The organism is Pseudomonas sp. CFBP13528, assembly GCF_005233615.1.
GTDB classification, from domain to species: Bacteria; Pseudomonadota; Gammaproteobacteria; order Pseudomonadales; family Pseudomonadaceae; genus Aquipseudomonas; species Aquipseudomonas fluorescens_AM.
The window spans coordinates 1-18479 of record NZ_QGAJ01000023.1 but is presented as its reverse complement, the minus strand read 5'-3'; the positions used below and the strand labels follow the sequence as shown (position 1 = coordinate 18479).

Sequence of the window (18479 nt, the reverse complement as noted above, 5' to 3'; positions counted from 1 at the left end):
CTCCTATCTGGACCGCGGGCCTCGGCGCCAGCCCATCGCCAAGGCCGAGTACCCGCCCCTGGCAAACTGCACGAAAAAGCCACGCCATTCGGTCAGCGCAGAAAACACGCCGCGGGCCGCCATCACAAGGTTTTGAGTGACCCGACCTTGGGCCGCCATGGGCAAGCCCGTCAACGAAACAGCCAATGCTTCGACACCGCGCGCGGCCCAGTGCGTCCACACCTGATTGAACATTCGGCTCAGCCCACCGTGCGCCGTCGCGGCGGGGTCCGGCAGCTGCAGGGTTTGACCATGGATATCTTGGCTGGCCGTCGGGTGACCGCCACGAATCATCGTTCCCATTGCTGCATCGTAGGCTTCTATCAGAGGTGAGACATTGGGTTGCATCAGGGCGGGTACTTCCCCGCCGTACATCGCATTGGCCACGGTTGCAAGGCCATAGGCCGCCGTCGCTCCGGCGGTGCGCGTAACCCTGCCCCGCAGCGGCGTGCTGCCCCAGGAGACGCCGGTACCGTGGCCACGGATGATCTGCTGCACAAGTTCCCTGGAGAGCGCGCGGACATGCCCGCCCAAGCGCTGGACTGTCACCGGGTCCCAGCTGTGCTCGGCTTGATCGCCTATCGAGTCGCCATACATGGCATACCCCATACCTGCGGCACCTGCAAAAATAGCACCGATATGTGGCGCATATTGCGTCCAATTACCGGCGATACCCGTACTCATATGCGCCGTGGACACTGCATCCAGCGCCGCGACGGTAATGCGCAGGATTTGGTTGCGTTGCGCCGTCGGTTGGATAGTGCTGAAGACTGCCAGATCGACGCCCGTCCATAAGGTATTGGAAATATAGGTGGATAAACCATCGCGAATCGCGGCCGATGCACCCGCCTGCATCCTGGGTCGAGCAATACGCGCTATATGCGCGAGCCTGCGACTGATGGAAAGCCTGCGCAGTTGTGTCTGCCGAGGCTGCTCCAAGGCCGGAGTCGACGTCAGCCCATGCTCATCGACTTTCGTGACGGGGTTACCGCCCACCATGGCGTACGCATTCAAACCATCGGCATCGCCGGCCGGGTCCGGGCTGATCCAGCGACACATCCACGGCGCGTAATACCTGAAGCCGTAGTAGGACAGCCCACTGGCATCGCGCTCCTTGCCCGAATAACGGATGAATTTATAGCTCGCCTCGCTGGCGCTTTTCGCCGCCCACCACGCGGTACCGCCGTAGGGATAATAGCTTTCCTGACTCAACAGCTGCGCCTGCTCGCCCAGCTCCAGTGCGCTGCTGCCCAAGTGGTCCGACAAACCGTAGCGGATCTGCACCGCCTGGCTGTCGCCCGAGGGGTGACGATCCCAGGACAGTACCCGGATGGTGAGCGTACCGACATCGATGTCGAGTACATTCAATTGCTCCCCCGTTGCACTGTCATGGCGGATCTCCAACCCTGGCAAGTAACGCACCTGCGCCGTATGCACCACGCCCCTGGCCTGGGTTACCCGGCGCTTGAGGATGCGCCTGCCGGTCGCATCGTATGCGTAGCGTTCCTCATCGTCGTTTCCTCCCTCGCGCAACACCTGCGTGAGGCGCACCAGCTGATTGCGCACATCCCAGCCCATGCTTTGCCCGCCCTCCAGTGCTTGCAGATTGCCATTGCGGTCAAAGCCCTGCCCCAACCCCGGCACGCCCCTGCCATCGGCCTGCGGCACGAAATGATTGCTGTCGGCGGCCACACTCATCTGGCGCGTGAACCCCGTGCCGCTGCTGGGCACGTGCTGCAACTCAAGCAAATTGCCGGCCTCGTCATAGCTGAACTGCTGGGTGTAGCGACGCCAGACGCTGTCGTCAGCCGAGCCGAACGCCACCCTCGCCGGTAACGCGGGGCCACCCTTGTTGCCGGCGGTTTCACGCCCGGTGGCCTTGATCAATTGCGATAACGTGTCGTACTCATAGACGCTGCCCGAACTGATCCGGGTGTTGCTCGACCATTGTGTCGGCTGGGCAAGATCGTCGATCCGCACAACGTTGCCGATGCCGTCATAATCGTAAGTCAGATCTTGCAGCGCTGTGCCCGTCGGCCCTGGCACACGGGCACTCATCTGCCGCAAGCGACCATCGACTTCACGGTAATGCAGGGTACGCACAACGCCGTTCCCGGCATGTTCGCTGATCACTTGGCCCGCCGCGTTGTAGCGACGCTGGCCCATCAACTGCGTACGCACGCCGCCCGTGGGCGAAACAAAGACGCTCGCCGGCTGGCCGTCAACGCCATAGGCATACTCCAGGCGATTGTCCTTGGCATCCGTGTGATACAGGCGTTCGCCCAGCGCGTTGAAACCCGTTGATGCCTGGAAACGCTCGGGTTCCAGGCGTGCGTCGTGTTGCGCATCGGCAGGCGGCCAATCCAGCGCAGCCGTCGCCTGCCGGAAACGTCGAGTCTGCTGGACGACGTCTCCACGCAGCCCATAAAACTCGTGGAACAACGAACCGCCACCGTCATCATGCCGAATCACCTGGCCACAGCGGTTGCGTACGGCCTCTTCGTACGAGTGGGGAGCATAGACAATACGTTCGACACAGAGTGGTTGCTCGTCATTGGCCGCTTGCTCGAACACGGCGACGGGCCGCACGTATTGATCGTAGTGATGAGCCTGATGGGCGCCCCGCCCATCCCACTCTTCCAGTAACTGCCCAGCCTCACCCGGCAACATGAGCCGCCAGCCGGCATCCGCACTGGCAACGCGCAACGCATGCCCGCCAAGGCTGTAGACCGTGTGTTGACTGGCCTGAGTGCCGGCCTGTGAACGCGACAATTGCCACAGGCGCGGATCCCACTGCTCAATCATCAAGCCGGAACTGCCAAACACCTGACGATGAATGCGCGCCTGCGGTTCAACCTTTGCGCTTGAGCGGTGGTAATCGACGTTACGAACAATTAACCCACGCGGGTCGATGGCGACCAGGGACGGCGTGTGTCGATGGAGGGAATAAGACATGACCTCAAGACCTTATTGCTGAATAAGTAGTCCTGAAAGCCTAAGGATGGGGGGTTGAGCAAGGTGGTGCTGGAGGATGTTTTGTGTGTCCGGGTACTGGCATCGCCCCGACCCACTCACGCGGGTCGGGGCCACACTCAATGCCCGCCGGCGCAGGTCGGCGAAGGCGGTGCCGCGTCGACCTTCGCCCATTCCTCAGGCGTGTAGGTGTGCAGCGCCAGCGCATGAAACTCGCTCATCAGGTCACCCAGGGTGGCGTAGACCTTCTGGTGGCGCTTGACGCGATTAAGCCCCTCGAACTGCTGGCTCACCAGCACGGCCTTGAAGTGGGTCTGCAACCCACGGCTGTGCATGTGGCTCTCGTCCAGCACATTCAAGTGATCCGGGGCCAGGGCGGCAAGCGCCGTTTCGATACGCTGTTGCATGGTCATTCCTGCTTACTTCTTCTTGGCCGGTGCGGCGGCTTTTGGCGCCAGCTCGTTGGTCATGTCTTCCAACAGCTTGTTCACCACCGGTACCGCGCTTTCCAGCTTGGCCTGGGTCATCTGGGCCGATTGCTGGGTCAGTTGCGGCATTTTTTCCAGGACTTTCTTGCCCAGAGGCGACTGGTAGAACGCGACCAGGTCCTTGAGCTCGGATTCGCTGAAGTTGGTGGTGTAGAGCTTGACCATGTCCGGTTTCAGCTTCGGCCAGCCGATGGCCTGGTCCAAAGCGGCGTTGGCTTTGGCCTGGTAGCTGTCGAGTACGGACTGCTTGGCGGCAGGCGCCTTGGTCTGTTCGAAACGCTGGGCGAACATTTGCTGCACTTGCATGTACACCGGGGTCCCCAGCTTGTCAGCGTGGGCCAGGGTAAGGAAGGCTTCGGCACTGGCGTTGTGGCTGGCGGTATCGGCAAAAACCTGGCCGCTGGCGCAAACCAGAGCAACCGCGGTACAGATGGCACGAAGACGAGTCATCGAGTTTCCTTTTCTAGCTGGCGAGGTCTTACCCCCAAGGGCGACCATTCTGCGCCTAAAAAACCTCGCGGCTCAACCCCGGGCCGTGTCAGGTGTGGTTTGATCGATGAAACGTCTTTTATGGAACCCCCTTGGCCAATCACAGCCTAAACTGCGCAAACGAACCTGAAGGAGTGTGCCCGATGAGCCGTATCGAAACCGACAGCCTGGGAGAAGTCCACGTCCCGGATGACGCTTACTGGGGCGCCCAGACCCAACGTTCGCTGGTGAATTTTGCCATCGGCGAGCAGCGCATGCCGCTGGCGGTCCTGCATGCCCTGGCGCTGATCAAGAAGGCCGCTGCACGGGTCAACGACCGCAACGGCGACCTGCCCGCTGATATCGCCCGCCTGATCGAACAGGCCGCCGATGAAATCCTCGACGGCCAGCACGACGACCAGTTCCCCCTGGTGGTGTGGCAGACCGGCAGCGGCACCCAGAGCAACATGAACGCCAACGAAGTGATCGCCGGCCGTGCCAATGAACTGGCCGGCGGCAACCGCGGTGGCAAGAGCCCGGTGCACCCCAACGACCACGTCAACCGCTCCCAGAGTTCCAACGACTGCTTCCCCACCGCCATGAGCATTGCCACCGTGAAGGCCGTGCACGAGCAGCTGTTGCCGGCCATCACGGTGCTGTCCGGCGGCCTGGCGGAGCTGGCGGCGCGGCACATGAAGCTGGTCAAGACCGGCCGCACCCACATGATGGATGCCACGCCGATCACCTTCGGCCAGGAACTCTCGGCGTTTATCGCCCAGCTCGACTACGCCGAACGCGCCATCCGCAGCGCCCTGCCCGCCGTGTGCGAGCTGGCCCAGGGCGGTACGGCCGTTGGCACCGGGCTCAATTCGCCCCATGGCTTTGGCGAAGCGATTGCCGCCGAGCTGGCCGCACTGTCGGGCCTGCCGTTCGTCACCGCGCCAAACAAATTCGCCGCCCTCTCCGGCCATGAGCCGCTGGTGACCTTGCACGGCGCGCTGAAAACCCTGGCCGTGGCCCTGATGAAACTCGCCAACGACCTGCGCCTGCTCGGCTCCGGCCCGCGCGCGGGGTTGGCAGAAGTCAAATTGCCAGCCAACGAACCGGGCAGTTCGATCATGCCCGGCAAGGTCAACCCGACCCAGTGCGAAGCCCTGTCGATGCTGGCCTGCCAGGTGCTCGGCAATGACGTGACCATCGGCATCGCCGCAAGCCAAGGGCACTTGCAGTTGAACGTGTACAAGCCGGTGATCATCCACAACCTGCTGGAATCGATCCGCCTGCTGGCTGATGGCTGCAACAACTTCCAGGAACACTGCATCGCCGGCCTTGAGCCTGACGCCGAACACATGGCTGAACACCTGGAACGTGGGCTGATGCTGGTGACCGCCCTCAACCCGCATATCGGCTATGACAAATCCGCGCAGATCGCCAAGAAGGCCTATGCCGAAGGCCTGACGCTACGGGAGGCGGCGCTGGAGCTGGGCTACCTCACCGACGCAGAGTTCGACCAGTGGGTACGCCCGGAAAACATGCTGGAGGCCGGGCACTAAGCGCCAACGGTTACCGATGATCAAAGGTGGGAGGCTTGCCCTGATACCCATTGTAGGAGCGAGCTTGCTCGCGAAAAACTCACAGGCACCGCGTTCGTTCAGAAAGCACGCGTTATCGTTAACGTTTTTCGCGAGCAAGCTCGCTCCTACAGAGGGCACATTTGTACCGGGCTCGGCACAAGATGCCGGTCGGCTCCAAGGCCGCCGCGCTTTTGCTTTTGATCTTAGGCGCCCCGTCAATGGCCGTTACTGAATAATGGATATGTACTCGGTCTGATCCAAAATACTGGCCAGCCCTGAGGCCGCTATCGGGGGCAAGCCCCCTCCCACATTTGGCTCTTGATACCCCTAGACCAACCGCGCACGCCGAGCCTTGAGCCCCGCCACCAGCGAAGGCGCCAGCGCCACCATCGCCGAGCCCATCACCACCACCAGCGCGCCAAAATAGCCCAAGGCGTTGATCGCTTCGGCCTGCACAAAATCCGGCCACAGCCACGCCGCCAGTGCCACCGCCACAAAGGTCACCAACGGCGTCAGGGCCAGGGTCGCACTGACCCGCGACGCCTCCCAATGCGCCAGCGCCTCGGCAAAGGCGCCGTAGGCCACCAGCGTGTTCATGCAGCACGCCAGCAGCAGCCAGCCTTGCAGCGGGCTCAGTTGCAGCGCTTGCAGCGGATGCGCCCACGGCGTGAGCAATAGCGCACACGACAGGTAGATCACCATCATCACCTGCAGCGAATTCCACACGGTCAGCAACTGCTTCTGGCCCAGGGCGTAGAACACCCAGATGCTGGTCGCCAGCAGCACCGTCAACACGCCGGCGGTGTAGGTGCCCATCGAGGTCAGCAACTCAGCCAGGCGCTGGTTGAAGAACAACCCGAAGCCAATGATCAGCACCATCAGCCCCACGCCCTGCCCAAGGCTGAAACGCTCCTTGAACACAAATACGCTGGCAACCATCAGGAAGATCGGCCCCATCTGCACCACCAGTTGTGCGGTACCGGGGCTCAGCATCTTCAAACCCACCAGATACAACACATAATTGCCCACCAGCCCGCACACGGCCATCGCCACCAGCCAGCCGCCCTTGGGGCCAAGTACCTTGCGGCTGGGCAAGCGCCGGGTGAACGCCAGGTAGATAAACAGGCAACTGCCCGCGACGATCAGGCGAAACCAGGTCACCGTGATCGGGTCCATCACCTGCAATACCTGTTTGAGCTTGATCGGTAGAATGCCCCAGAGCAGCGCGGTCAACAGGGTCAGGAGAAAACCGTAGACCCAGCGGCCCGAAGAGATGTGCATGAGTGCCCCAGATGCCAGAGGAAGTGGAACGGGCATTCTAGGGGCATGCGGTGCGCTTTGGGTATCGCGCTGTGTTCAGGGCACGCCCATCACCAGTATCCCGCTGCCGCTGACGGGGCCGGCGGCCGGCAACGAGCCCGCCCGACGAACCAGGGAAAACGTCACGTCGTCGGCGCCCGTGCTGTTAGTGATGCGGGTCAGGAACGAACCGTTGACCGGTACGGCGGACCCATTGCGCACCAGGGCTGTGCCCACATCGGCATTGTTCATCAACAGCAGGCGAGAGTCGAAACCGGTGCGGGTGCCTTTGTACGTGATGGTGATGGGTGTATTGATCCCGCCATCCGGGCATGAATAGGTGAGCCTGCGGTTACTGACGATGGACGATGTCAGCGGGTCGGTGCCTATCCCTCGCTGGTGCACGTTACCGAAGTTGATCTCGATGGGGTGGTTGTTGTTGATCGTGCAGGTTGACGGGGAGACGGTGAAGTCGTTTTTGGCAAAGTAAGTAACCCTGAGGTTTGCAGTCTCCGAGCTGTAGTTGTTCGTGGCGATCAGGCGTAGTACACCAAGATTGTCCCCTGCTACAACATTGATGGGGTTGGAAGGAAAATTACGCACCAATATAAACGGGACGACATTGATCAGGTAACCGACCCCGTTGTTGGGCATGGTCGCCACCCTTATGCCAGAAGGAACCGGGGTGTTATAGAACGCCCCGTTGATACTCAAACCCGTCTGTTGACCGCCGAATGACGGGCCGGGCGTCCAAGGGGTACCTGAAGCGTTACCCGTCGACCAATAGTCCACCCCCCACCCCGGGCCCTGCCCAGCGGAGTAACGACATTCCAGCCTCGCCCCTTCCATCATGATGCGTGTACGGTCGGCGTTGAGGGTGACCGTAACGGGGACCTGTAGATTAGGGTTGCCGGTTTCCCAGTTTCCTCCATTGACACGGCAATGGACAGCTTGCGCGGTCGTAGCAAAACCCGTCAGAGCAAGAAGCACCAAGGCTCCAGATAGTCGTTTCATTCTGATCTCTCTCGAACGCCTGATAAATAAAGCGTGCCACCCTGTGCGAGCGGGCTGGATCTTATGCATCAGGGCACCCCCATCACCAGCACACCGCTGCCGCTTACGCCCCCCGCGCTCGGTAGCGCCCCGTTGCGCCGAACGAGAGCAAACGTCACATCGTCCCCGCCTGTGCTGTTGGTGATACGGGTCAGGAACGCATCGTTCACAGGTACCACTGAACCCGCGCGGACAAGCGCCGTGCCCACGTCCGGATTGTTCATCAGCAACAAACGTGAATCGAACGACGACGGGCCGCCTTTGTAAGTAATGGTGATCGGTGTAGTGATCCCGCCATCCGGACATGAGTAGGTGAGCCTGCGGTGGCTGACAATCGAGGTTGTCAGCGGGTCAGTGCCAATGGCCCGTTGATTCACGGTGCCGAAGTCGATATCGATGGGATTGTTGTTGTTGATCGTGCAGGTCGATGGAGAGATGCCGAAGTTGTTATCGGCGGTGTACGTCAGTACGAGCCTGGTACTTCCCGAACTGTAGTTGTTGGTCTGGTGAAGATTCAACGCGCCCAGGATGTCCCCTCTTCGAACGTCGATAGGGTTGCTCGGATCGTTTCTCAGCAAGATATAGGGGGCTACGTTGATGGGGTACCCCAGACCGTTATTAGGCATGGTCGCGATCCGGATGTTATACGGCACAGGGGTGTTATAAAACGCGCCGTTTATGCGTAAGCCAGTACCTTGCGCGGAAAATTTCGGGCCGGGCACCCAGGGGGAACCGGCCTGCGCAGAGGTTCCCCAATAATCTATGCGCGCAGGGTGAGCGGGGGATGGAGTAAATCGGCACTCCAGCCATGCACCTTCAAGGATCAGACGGGTACTGTCCGAGCCCACTCTGACCGTGACGGGGACCTGCAGATTCAGGATCCCACCGTCTCCAACATATCGCCACGCTCCGCCATTCACGCGGCAATCAGCTGCTCGAACGGCCGTGTTGACACCCAGCAGGACGAGAAGCGCTATAACGCCATAGAGTCGTTTCATCTTGATCTCTTGTTGCTCTGCTCTACCCGGCCACAGCCTAGGGATAGTCCAGCGTAAAAGTTGAGGTCACCGTGTACGCACCGTGCCCGATGGTCTGATCCTTGATGGCGGTCGGCTCGCCCTGCACATAGGCCTTGAGCTCGATGGCATTGCTGCCGTCGCTCAACACCTGTCTGTCGCTGACGGTATTCAAGGGCAAGGGTTTGTCGCTCAGCGTCTCCATGCCGACGCCAATGCCCGAGGCGCCGCTGCCACCGTCCAGTGCGAGCAAGCCGGGAAGCTCTCTGTTCTCGGCGCCGCCGAAGGTGATGGTCACCGAGTTGCCGATCGTGGTATCGCAGTCTTCCAGGTGCAGCTTGAAACGCTTGCCCACCGAGCGCGTGTTGATATACAGGTACTTGCTGGTGAGGTCCCAGAGTTCCAGCGTGACGGCCTCGTCGCCGGGGCGCAGGGTGCAGGCCTCTTCAACCAGGTTGCCTTTGAAACGCAGATTGTCCGCCGCCTGGCCCAGGGGGATCAGGCCGATGGCGAGCAGAACGGCCAGGCCTGCCGTTTGAACCCTTTGATATCGCATCGATTCAGCTCCTACTGGTATTCGGCCAACAACGTGGCCACCGCCGTGAACCTGGCCGGAGGCAGCGTTGCACCGGGCTGCTGCACGGGCACTACCTCCAGGGTCGGCGGTGACGACAAGGTGATGTCCAGGGGCGTATTGAGTGGGAATGGCAGGTTGTTCTGAAACACCCGAATGCCCAGCGCAGGCACGCTGGTCTGCACCGCTGAACCGTCAAACGCCGTGGGCGTGCCGTTGAGACTCAGTTTCAATGCCCATGGCAGGGTGTCGGTGCCGCAGTTGATCGCGTAGCCGACCGCTCTGCGATACCTCACCCCATCGACGCGTTTTACCCCGACATCGCCAAAATCGACCTCAATGGTGTTGCCCGCATCGATCGTGCACGGAGGCGGCTCGTTCAGTGTCCCGCTGAACGTCAAGTTGGCCGACGCTCCACTGCACAGGCCGATGACGCACAGAGCGAGCAAGGCTCGCGGCTGCCAAGCTGTCATGGGTCATTCCTCTCTTTATCGGTAACCATCATTGGTAGTCGACCACCAGGGTCGCGGTGGCATCGAAGGCCCCGCCGGTCAGCGTGCTGCCCGCACGTTTGACCGGCACCGCCTGCACCACGGGGAAATTGGGATAGGTAAAATTCACCGCTGTATTGAGCGGCCAGTCAGCGCCATTCACAAACAGCCTGACGCCAAGGTCCGCCTTGCGGGTGGCGAGCGCGCGGTTGTCAAACGACGCCGCCGTGCCCTTGAGTTCCAGGCTCAACGCATTGCTGAATGGCGAATCACAGGTCACGGTATACGGCACCCCGCGCCGGTAATTGACCCCATCGACCCGTGACGTCAGCAGGTCATTGCCGAACGGTACGTCCAGCGTGCTGCCACCGTTGATGACGCACGGCGGGGGCGCGATGATCACCGCGCGAATGGTCAAACTGGTTTCGGCCTGCAAGGCCTGGCTGACCGCCATCCACACGCCGCCGGCAATCAAGCCGATTGATTTAGCCATCGTTGCACCCCTACTCATAAGTGAGCCTGAAATCCACCACGGCCCTGAATGCCCCGCTGGTCAACGGCGCAGCGGTGCGCGTGGGCCGTACATTCCAGGTCTGGGTATTGCGGCCCACGGGCAAAAACAGCGGCTGGCCCCTTGAGCCCAACTGCACGTCGCGACCGAGGGCATCGGTCAACTGCAGGCCCATGCCGGTAATGCCCTGCACTTTGACCAGCCGCGGATCGTCGGCATCGGCCGGCGCCTCGAATGTGACCGACAGCACCGGTTGGTAAGCACTCCAGGTCAGGTTGCCGGTACGTTCATTGCGGATACGGCCGGCGGTGCGCAGACAATCGGTGAACCGCAGCTGAAAAGCCTTGGGGGTCGCCTGGTCACCGGGCCGTTGCAACTGGCTGGTCGACACGGCGTCCAGGTCGACGGTCTGGTGCAGCGACGTCATCTCCAGGCTGCAAGGCGACTCATGCATGGACCCGAGCACATTCAGCATGCCGCTCATGCCTTCGATATCGTCCTCATCCGCGGCCTGCGCGCCCATCGCCAAGGCCCATAACAGGCCGCCCAGGACCTTCACTTTTTGCGACTTCATGACGTTCTCCAGCACCATTACTCATTCGCCGGCGCGGCCTGCCGGTCCACGGTGCAAGTGTCCCCCGTGCAGGTGAAGGCCAGGAGCGGGCGACCGCCGTAGTCGTTCACGTAGGCCAGATAGGGGCTCGTGCCCAGTGCCTTGGCGGCAGGCCCCAAGACCAGGGAGCCTTTGGGGGGAACCATCAGTGGCACGAAACCCGGCACGGTTGTGCTGTCCTTGCTGCTGCGTGCATCCACCAACGTCACGTAATAGGGCGTGGGGTTACTCACCCGGTATTGATCGCCTTCACGGGTCAGGGTCAGTTTTTCCTGCCACGGGTTGGACAAATCCTGCTGGCTCGGCTCGATGGCCTGCGGGCGGTAGAACAACTTGATACGGGTTTGCAGCGCGATCTGCAGGGTGTTGGACTTATCGCTGCGCGGCGGAATTTCCCTCAAGTTGAAGTAGTAGACCGTCTCCCGGTCCTGCGGCAGCGACTTGGCCGCCGGCAACGCCTGGACCTTCACCTGGCTTTGTTTGCCCGGCTCCAGGCGTTGAACCGGTGGAAGCACGATCAACGGCGTGGTGATTTTCTTACCGGTTTCATCCTCGATCCAGCCCTGGGCCAGATAGGGCAACTGGGTGTTGTTGTTGGTGATATTCACGCTGGTGGCCTCTTTGCCACCGTCGAAAATCACGCGGGTACGGTCCAGGCCCACGGCAGCGTTGGCGGTCTGAGTCAAGGCCAGGGCCAACAGCGCGAAGGGTGGGAATAGGCGACGTGTATTGGGCATCATGAGGCTGTGTTCTCCGTATCGATAGGCATGCCGGACAGCCCGGCGGGCTCGGGCAAGGATGGATCGGCGGCTACCGGCAGGCAGCGCAATTGCAGGGCATCGGTCAACCCATCGGCAGGCAACGTGGCAGGCAGCGTGAGCAGGCAGCGTGCGCCGCCGCCCCAACTGACGGTCATCTGCTCGCCGGCCTGGATGCCGCTCAGGTAGACCTCGCCGCCATCATTCACAATGCCGGTATCCTGTTGCTTGAGGTTCTGCACCGTCGCGCCGAAGGGCGGCGAGCTGCCATCCGCCAGGCGCAGTACCGCCATGGCTTTTTCACCGGCAATCACATCCAGCGAGCGATAACCGATTGCCCCTTCGGTGAGCGTCAATTGCGTGACTGATTGAGTGGCTTCGACATTGCTCGGCAAGCGCTCCAAATCAACGCTGGCGGCGGTGCGCTGATAGCTGCTGATATCCGAGATCACGGCTTTGCCAAAGGCATTGCTGCGGGTCGGCGCGCCATAACCGCGCACCGGCACATCGGGCACACCGGCGGTATCGACCATCAGGCGGGTGCCGCCTGTACTGGTGGTTCGATGGAGCGCCGCACCGTAGGCCGTGAGCGTGGCACCGCCGCGTGCGGAGACACCGAGGTTGCTGGAACCGCCCTGCTGCCTGCTGGCACTCACGTCGATGTCGACGTTGTCGCCCATATGGCTCAGGTAACCGCTGGCGGAGGTGTCGCTGGCACTGAGCTGGTAGCTGTTACGCTCATCGAGGCGGTCGCTGTAGCGCGAGGCAAAACCGTTTTTGCCGGCGGCTCGATTGGCGTCCAGCGACAGCGTGCCGGTACGCCCCAACGGCAGGCTGACCGTCAGCGCCATGCCGTTGTCCTTGTAGTTGTATTCCTGGGTGCGGTACATGTTCAGCGACAGGCTCATGTTCTTGACCGTGCCCACATTGAAGTAGCGCGACAGCGACAGGTTCCAGCGATGCGTGTCCGGCCGGTCCCAGTAGGTTTGCTTGTTGTAGCTGGCGTAGACAGTGGCGCCCAGGTCACGAAACTGCTTGTTGACCGTCACCGTATACAGCGCTTTGCTGCCACCGATGGGCCGCCAACCCTCGTTGGGATCGCGGTAGTCCCCTCGCCCGCCGAGCTCGCCGTTCAACCCGTAATGCCGTGCATCCAGGTACTCACTCATGCTCAGGAAGTTCTTCTCGGAAAAGCGGTAGCCGGCGAAGGTCACCTGGCTGTCGTACTCTTCGAAGTTCTTCGAGTATTGAAGGCGGTAGGATTTACCCGAGAGCGTCTCGTTCCAGACATTGGCACGCGACTGCGTGACATCCAGCGAGACGGCACCGAACGCCAGCAAGTCCCGCCCGGCGCCCACGGCTAACGCCCGATAGTTGTTATCGGTGATACCGCCACCGAACAACGACCAGCCATTGCTCACGCCCCAGGAGAACTCTGCGGTACCGAAGACTGCACCATCGGAGCCCGTCTGAAGGTTGGACGGTCGCCCGCTTGCCAGCTTGTAACGGACTTGGCCTGGGCGCGTCAGGTAAGGCACACCGGCCGTATTGAGTTGGAAGGTATGGACCGAACCGTCCTGTTCTTCCACCCGCACATCCAGCTTGCCGGTCACCGCATCATTGAGGTCCTGAATGCGAAAGGGGCCGGCCGCAACCAGGGTTTCGTAGAGCACACGGCCCTGCTGGCTGATGATGACTTTGGCGTTGGTCCTGGCCACACCGACCACTTCCGGCGCGTAACCGCGCAAGTTGGGGGGCAGTTGACTTTGATCCGAATTGAGCGCGGCGCCGGTAAAGCGGAAGCTGTCGAACAGGTCCGAATACAGATAGTTCTCACCCACCACCAGGCGCGCCTGCAACGCCGGGATGGCGCGATACGCGTAATAGCGGCTCCACTCCAGTTTTTGCGGGCCGGCGGCCTCCTGCCGACCGCTCTCCACACGCCCCTGCCAATCCGCCCTGAGACGCCAGGCACCGGCATTGGCCCCCACGGTTCCATTACCGCTGAGGTTTTTGCGCTGGCCATTGTCGCGCTGGTAATTGGACTGCGCCGTCAGGCTGTAGTCCACCAACAGCCCCGGCACCCCCTCATCCCATCGGGAAGGCGGGTCCCAATTGATAGCGTTGTATTCAAGGTAGGCCTGGGGCACGTTGACGCTCAGGGTCGAGGTGGCCAAATCACCCCTGACCTCCATGCCGGGCAAGCTTGTTATATCCAGGCACTCGCCGTCCTTCCACCACATCAGTTTGCCGGCTTCGGACACTTTCAGGTCCAGTTGCTCGACAAGACTGCGCGACAAACAGGCCTGGCTGCCCTTGGGGTCGTCATCGGGGGGATAGAACGCCACCGATTGCTCAGCAATAGGATGGGCATTGAGGTGCACAGCCATCGAGTAAGTGCCTGGCAGAATGAATCCGCTGCGCGCAAATTGAGACAAGTCAATGTTGGCGCGATCACTCAGATCGAGGACGTCGGTATTGAACTCGATATCCCCAGCACCCATTGCAGTGCCTGCCAGTGACATCAACCCGCCGAACAGCCCGGGACGCAGCGTATTTTTGATCTTCGACGTATTCAACATGCAAGCCTGTCCATCACTGTTCAAAAGTATTCCAACTTGAACCGCACCGCGGCACTGTGAGCCCCGACCACCAATGGCAAGCCGTTGCCGACCAGGAAAAACCGGTAGTTGAGTGTCATGTCACCTTCCGCCAGCGGGACCGGCGCCATGCGTTGCCCCGGCAGGCTTTCCTGGCCGGCGGCGTCGACGATGTGCAGGGCAACCCCCTGCGAGTCGCCAAACACTGCGAAGGAGAGCCCTGCCCTGTCGGTGGGGCCTTCGAACGTCACGCGCATGTGTTCCCAATCCGGCAGGCTTGCACCCGGGCGCGACGGGTCCGGGCGGCTCAACGAGCAATTGACCAGACGCAGCTGAAAGGGATGGTCTTCGCCCCGCGTGTTGCGCAAGAGCCGACCCACCGGCTCGGGCGGCATCTCGATGGTTTGATCGATGCTGGCCAATTCCAGCCCGCAGGCGGAATCAACGACTTCCCCTCCCAGCAGCACGACCCCATCGCCTTGCGCAGCCGCCTGGGCGACAACACAAGGGCTGATGAATGTCGTTAATGAAGAGGCGATAGCCAGACGTATGAATGTGTTCACCTGGATCTCCCGTCAGAATCCCCCCGCCACACCGGGTGGCGGGGGTGAAACTTACTGATAAGCCAAAGTGAAATTGGTGACCGCGCTGAAGTCGCCAGGAATGATGTCCCCAGTGGCGGCGCCTTGTACGTACGCGCCGAATTCCAGCGTGTTATCACCCACGCTGATGACTTGCGGGGCGGTAGGCACACCCAACTTAACGAGGTCCCCGCCATGGGTCATCATGATGCCCAGGTTGCCTGCACCGCCGACCGTACCGATAGCACCGGGCACAACCGAGGATGGCGCGCCGGTGAAGGTCGTGGTGACCGTGTTGTCAGTGAGGCCCGTCAGATCGCAACCTTCCAGCTCGATCTTCACGGTCCGCGCTTCCGATTTGCCCCCCGCTTGCAGTTGATGCTTTGCAATCGCGCCCAAGCGAACGGTTTGGTCGACGGAGTCAGGCTTGATAGAGCAGGCACCCGAGTGGACCGACCCGATAAACGTCACTGTTCCATCCGCCGCGTGCGCCATCGACATCGAACCCGCCAGCAGACCGACAGACAACAGCACAGTTTTCATTTTGGTTTTCATCTACAGATTCCCACTAACAAGTGTCATTAAGGAGCCTTGCCACCGATAGGCGCAGGGCTGATTAAAAGAGCGGTTTGACCTTTGCATCGAGAGGAATTCCTGACGTGCTTTTCCAACTTTTTGTATTGCATTTCAGGATCACGCTCAACGCCGGGCAAGTGTCCACTTCACACTTGAAGAAGTAAGCCAGCCGTTTCGTTTAATGACGTAGCCTTTGTATATCAAGGCTTGCAGGAAAATTATGGCCATTTGCCAAAACTTTAAAAACAACTGAAGGATTAGGACTACACTGAAGTTAGATGAGAATTATTTAGTACTGGAAACAGCTGTAAGAATAGGGCTACATAGCCGTTAAAACAATAAACCTTACAGGGATTTTGCAACTAACTATTCGACCAGCGTGCAGGGACATGCCTGAACGGCAGATGCAAAAAGGGGGAGCAAAGCTCCCCCTGTCAGCGCGTGTTGCAACCCGTCAATCAAGGCCTAACGTACGGCCTCGAACAATCCGGTTGCGCCCATTCCGCCGCCCACGCACATGGTGACGATGCCGTAACGCAGGTTGCGGCGCTGCAACTCGCGCACCAGGTGCCCCACCTGCCGCGAGCCGGTCATGCCGAACGGGTGGCCGATGGAGATCGAACCGCCGTTGACGTTGTATCTGGCATTGTCGATTTGCAGGCGGTTACGCGCATACAGGCACTGCGAGGCAAATGCTTCGTTGAGCTCCCACAGGTCGATATCCGCCACCTGCAAGCCTTTGGCCTTAAGCAACCTGGGCACCGAGAACACCGGGCCGATGCCCATTTCGTCCGGCTCGCAACCGGCCACGGTAAAACCGCGAAAAAACGCCTTGGGCTTGAGCCCCAACGCCAGGGCTTTTTCCAGGCTCATCACCAGCGTCATCGACGCACCGTCGGACAGCTGCGACGAATTACCCGCCGTCACCGAACCGTCTTCGGCAAACACCGGCTTCAAGCCACTGAGGCTGGCCAGGGTGGTGTCGGGGCGGTTGCAGTCGTCGCGGTCGACCACGCCATCGAGCACCTGCACTTGACCGGTACGCTTGTCTTCGACTTTGTACTTGACCGCCATCGGCACGATTTCATCGTCGAACAACCCATCAGCCTGCGCCTGCGCGGTGCGCTGCTGGCTTTGCAGGGCGTACAGGTCCTGATCCTCGCGGCTGACGTTATAGCGACGCGCGACGATTTCGGCGGTCTGGCCCATAGGAAAATAAATGCCTGGTACCTGCTCCTTGAGCAGCGGGTTGATCAGGTGGTCGGTGTTGACGCTTTTCATGGTCAGGCTGATGGATTCCACACCACCGGCAACGATGATGTCGCTGCAACCCGAGGCAATCTGGTTGGCGGCAATGGCAATCGCCTGCAAGCCTGACGAACAGAAACGATTGAGGGTCATGCCCGCCGTACCGGTGCCCAGTTGCGACAGCACCGCCACATTGCGCCCGATGTTGTAACCCTGGGCGCCTTCGTTGGAGCCGGCGCCGACGATGCAGTCTTCGACCGTGACCGGGTCGATGCCATTGCGCACCAGCAGCGCGTTGACACAATGGGCCGCCATGTCATCGGGCCGGGTCTGGTTGAACTTGCCGCGAAAGGACTTGGCCAGGCCGGTTCGCACACTGTCGACGATCACTACTTCACGCATGGGGCTACCTCGATCTTGTGGTTGTGGATCGAGGATAGATGCGGGCCCGGCTGCCCGCGATGATCATTCACTGCATGGATGCGAAAACATGGGACCGGGAAGACCGCTCTATCTGGTCTGTGCAGGTCAACTGTGGGAGGGGGCTTGCTCCCGATGGCAGGCTGTCAGTCGATGCAGCTGCAACTGACTCACCGCCATCGGGGGCAAGCCCCCTCCCACAGTTGGATCGAGTCAGGCTCAGGCTATTTCTTTTTGTCGCGCTTGTCGGTTTTGGCGAAGGCATGACGCGCAGGGAGTCTATCTGATGTGCAAAAATCCAATGTGGGAGGGTCAGTCAGTGCATCTGCAGCTGACCCACCGCCATCGGGAGCAAGCCCCCTCCCACAGTTGGATCGAGTCAGGCTCAGGCTGTTTCTTTTTGTCGTGCTTGTCGGGTTTGGCGAAGGCATGACGCGCGCAGGGAATCTATCTGATGTGCAAAAATCCAATGTGGGAGGGGGCTTGCCCCCGATAGCAGGCTGTCAGTCGATGCAGCTGCAACTGACCCACCGCGATCGGGGGCAAGCCCCCTCCCACAGTTGGACCGAGTCAGGCTCAGGCTGTTTCTTCTTGTCGTGCTTGTCGGGTTTGGCGAAGGCATGACGCGCGCAGGGAGTCTATCTGATGTGCACAAATCCAATGTGGGAGGGGGCTTGCTCCCGATGGCAGGCTGTCAGTCGATGCAGCTGCAACTGACGCACCGCCATCGGGGGCAAGCCCCCTCCCACAGTTGGGCCGAGTCAGGCTCAGGCTGTTTCTTCTTGTCGTGCTTGTCGGTTTTGGCGAAGGCATGACGCGCAGGGAGTCTATCTGATGTGCACAAATCCAATGTGGGAGGGGGCTTGCTCCCGATGGCAGGCTGGCTGTCAGTCGATGCAGCTGCAACTGACCCACCGCCATCGGGGGCAAGCCCCCTCCCACAGTTGGATCGAGTCAGGCTCAGGCTATTTCTTTTTGTCGCGCTTGTCGGTTTTGGCGAAGGCATGACGCGCGCAGGGAATCTATCTGATGTGCAAAAATCCAATGTGGGAGGGGGCTTGCTCCCGATAGCAGGCTGTCAGTCGATGCAGCTGCAACTGACCCACCGCCATCGGGGGCAAGCCCCCTCCCACAGTTGGGCCGAGTCAGGCTCAGGCTGTTTCTTCTTGTCGTGCTTGTCGGTTTTGGCGAAGGCAT

16 protein-coding genes are annotated in these 18479 nt (G+C 60.8%); 1 reads left to right on the top strand and 15 read right to left on the bottom strand.

Translation table 11 applies throughout. The annotated features are described in order from the left end of the window. Positions 1–3: 3 nt before the first annotated feature. From PspCFBP13528_RS25820 to PspCFBP13528_RS25810, 3 genes are all read right to left on the bottom strand, one after another. The gene (locus PspCFBP13528_RS25820; RefSeq protein WP_137201787.1) at positions 4–2994 is read right to left on the bottom strand and encodes an RHS repeat-associated core domain-containing protein; all 2991 of its coding nucleotides are present in this window, start codon (positions 2992–2994) and stop codon (positions 4–6) included. 137 nt (positions 2995–3131) lie between these two features. Then, positions 3132–3425, bottom strand: coding sequence for a BolA family protein (locus tag PspCFBP13528_RS25815; protein ID WP_065950220.1), 294 nt, complete (start codon positions 3423–3425; stop codon positions 3132–3134). 6 nt (positions 3426–3431) lie between these two features. Beyond that, complete coding sequence (locus PspCFBP13528_RS25810; protein WP_003175221.1) at positions 3432–3950, bottom strand: DUF2059 domain-containing protein; 519 nt, start codon at positions 3948–3950, stop codon at positions 3432–3434. A gap of 182 nt (positions 3951–4132) precedes the next feature. Here PspCFBP13528_RS25810 and PspCFBP13528_RS25805 point away from each other — a divergent pair, with 182 nt between their 5' ends. Then, positions 4133–5521: a class II fumarate hydratase gene (locus tag PspCFBP13528_RS25805; protein ID WP_065950221.1), complete on the top strand. Its 1389-nt coding sequence runs from the start codon at positions 4133–4135 to the stop codon at positions 5519–5521. A 348-nt stretch (positions 5522–5869) separates the two neighbouring features. Here PspCFBP13528_RS25805 and PspCFBP13528_RS25795 read toward each other — a convergent pair whose 3' ends face one another. The 12 genes from PspCFBP13528_RS25795 to PspCFBP13528_RS25740 all read right to left on the bottom strand — a co-directional run bounded on the left by PspCFBP13528_RS25795 (position 5870) and on the right by PspCFBP13528_RS25740 (position 17264). Continuing rightward, positions 5870–6823: a DMT family transporter gene (locus PspCFBP13528_RS25795; protein ID WP_137201786.1), complete on the bottom strand. Its 954-nt coding sequence runs from the start codon at positions 6821–6823 to the stop codon at positions 5870–5872. Between the two features lie 75 nt (positions 6824–6898). Further along, a complete protein-coding gene (locus tag PspCFBP13528_RS25790; RefSeq protein WP_065950279.1) occupies positions 6899–7855 on the bottom strand; it encodes a fimbrial protein in 957 nt (318 codons plus the stop codon). Between the two features lie 68 nt (positions 7856–7923). Next, positions 7924–8892 carry a fimbrial protein gene (locus tag PspCFBP13528_RS25785; RefSeq protein ID WP_065950223.1) on the bottom strand — a complete coding sequence of 323 codons (969 nt, stop codon included), beginning with the start codon at positions 8890–8892 and terminating at the stop codon, positions 7924–7926. Positions 8893–8929: 37 nt separating this feature from the next. Next, positions 8930–9466 carry a fimbrial protein gene (locus PspCFBP13528_RS25780; RefSeq protein ID WP_101218591.1) on the bottom strand — a complete coding sequence of 179 codons (537 nt, stop codon included), beginning with the start codon at positions 9464–9466 and terminating at the stop codon, positions 8930–8932. 11 nt (positions 9467–9477) lie between these two features. Next, positions 9478–9957: a fimbrial protein gene (locus PspCFBP13528_RS25775; RefSeq protein ID WP_065950225.1), complete on the bottom strand. Its 480-nt coding sequence runs from the start codon at positions 9955–9957 to the stop codon at positions 9478–9480. A gap of 28 nt (positions 9958–9985) precedes the next feature. Next, positions 9986–10468, bottom strand: coding sequence for a fimbrial protein (locus PspCFBP13528_RS25770; protein ID WP_065950226.1), 483 nt, complete (start codon positions 10466–10468; stop codon positions 9986–9988). 10 nt (positions 10469–10478) lie between these two features. Continuing rightward, complete coding sequence (locus PspCFBP13528_RS25765; RefSeq protein ID WP_101218659.1) at positions 10479–11060, bottom strand: fimbrial protein; 582 nt, start codon at positions 11058–11060, stop codon at positions 10479–10481. A 17-nt stretch (positions 11061–11077) separates the two neighbouring features. Then, positions 11078–11839 carry a fimbria/pilus periplasmic chaperone gene (locus PspCFBP13528_RS25760; protein ID WP_065950227.1) on the bottom strand — a complete coding sequence of 254 codons (762 nt, stop codon included), beginning with the start codon at positions 11837–11839 and terminating at the stop codon, positions 11078–11080. Next, positions 11836–14439, bottom strand: coding sequence for an outer membrane usher protein (locus PspCFBP13528_RS25755; protein ID WP_153227157.1), 2604 nt, complete (start codon positions 14437–14439; stop codon positions 11836–11838). The genes PspCFBP13528_RS25760 and PspCFBP13528_RS25755 overlap by 4 nt, the downstream gene beginning before the upstream one ends. Before the next feature lie 20 nt (positions 14440–14459). Continuing rightward, positions 14460–15020: a fimbrial protein gene (locus PspCFBP13528_RS25750; protein ID WP_065950228.1), complete on the bottom strand. Its 561-nt coding sequence runs from the start codon at positions 15018–15020 to the stop codon at positions 14460–14462. 51 nt (positions 15021–15071) lie between these two features. Next, positions 15072–15593 (bottom strand): fimbrial protein, encoded by a 522-nt coding sequence (locus PspCFBP13528_RS25745; protein WP_065950229.1) that lies wholly within the window; start codon positions 15591–15593, stop codon positions 15072–15074. Positions 15594–16079: 486 nt separating this feature from the next. Continuing rightward, positions 16080–17264, bottom strand: coding sequence for a thiolase family protein (locus PspCFBP13528_RS25740; protein ID WP_101218589.1), 1185 nt, complete (start codon positions 17262–17264; stop codon positions 16080–16082). Positions 17265–18479: the final 1215 nt, after the last annotated feature.

Coding starts and splice junctions, on each gene's coding strand:
- PspCFBP13528_RS25745 (WP_065950229.1), bottom strand. CDS start 15,593: ATGAAAACCAAAATGAAAACTGTGCTGTTGTCTGTCGGTCTGCTGGCG.
- PspCFBP13528_RS25770 (WP_065950226.1), bottom strand. CDS start 10,468: ATGGCTAAATCAATCGGCTTGATTGCCGGCGGCGTGTGGATGGCGGTC.
- PspCFBP13528_RS25775 (WP_065950225.1), bottom strand. CDS start 9,957: ATGACAGCTTGGCAGCCGCGAGCCTTGCTCGCTCTGTGCGTCATCGGC.
- PspCFBP13528_RS25795 (WP_137201786.1), bottom strand. CDS start 6,823: ATGCACATCTCTTCGGGCCGCTGGGTCTACGGTTTTCTCCTGACCCTG.
- PspCFBP13528_RS25790 (WP_065950279.1), bottom strand. CDS start 7,855: ATGAAACGACTATCTGGAGCCTTGGTGCTTCTTGCTCTGACGGGTTTT.
- PspCFBP13528_RS25785 (WP_065950223.1), bottom strand. CDS start 8,892: ATGAAACGACTCTATGGCGTTATAGCGCTTCTCGTCCTGCTGGGTGTC.
- PspCFBP13528_RS25740 (WP_101218589.1), bottom strand. CDS start 17,264: ATGCGTGAAGTAGTGATCGTCGACAGTGTGCGAACCGGCCTGGCCAAG.
- PspCFBP13528_RS25760 (WP_065950227.1), bottom strand. CDS start 11,839: ATGATGCCCAATACACGTCGCCTATTCCCACCCTTCGCGCTGTTGGCC.
- PspCFBP13528_RS25755 (WP_153227157.1), bottom strand. CDS start 14,439: ATGTTGAATACGTCGAAGATCAAAAATACGCTGCGTCCCGGGCTGTTC.
- PspCFBP13528_RS25780 (WP_101218591.1), bottom strand. CDS start 9,466: ATGCGATATCAAAGGGTTCAAACGGCAGGCCTGGCCGTTCTGCTCGCC.
- PspCFBP13528_RS25765 (WP_101218659.1), bottom strand. CDS start 11,060: ATGAAGTCGCAAAAAGTGAAGGTCCTGGGCGGCCTGTTATGGGCCTTG.
- PspCFBP13528_RS25820 (WP_137201787.1), bottom strand. CDS start 2,994: ATGTCTTATTCCCTCCATCGACACACGCCGTCCCTGGTCGCCATCGAC.
- PspCFBP13528_RS25815 (WP_065950220.1), bottom strand. CDS start 3,425: ATGACCATGCAACAGCGTATCGAAACGGCGCTTGCCGCCCTGGCCCCG.
- PspCFBP13528_RS25810 (WP_003175221.1), bottom strand. CDS start 3,950: ATGACTCGTCTTCGTGCCATCTGTACCGCGGTTGCTCTGGTTTGCGCC.
- PspCFBP13528_RS25805 (WP_065950221.1), top strand. CDS start 4,133: ATGAGCCGTATCGAAACCGACAGCCTGGGAGAAGTCCACGTCCCGGAT.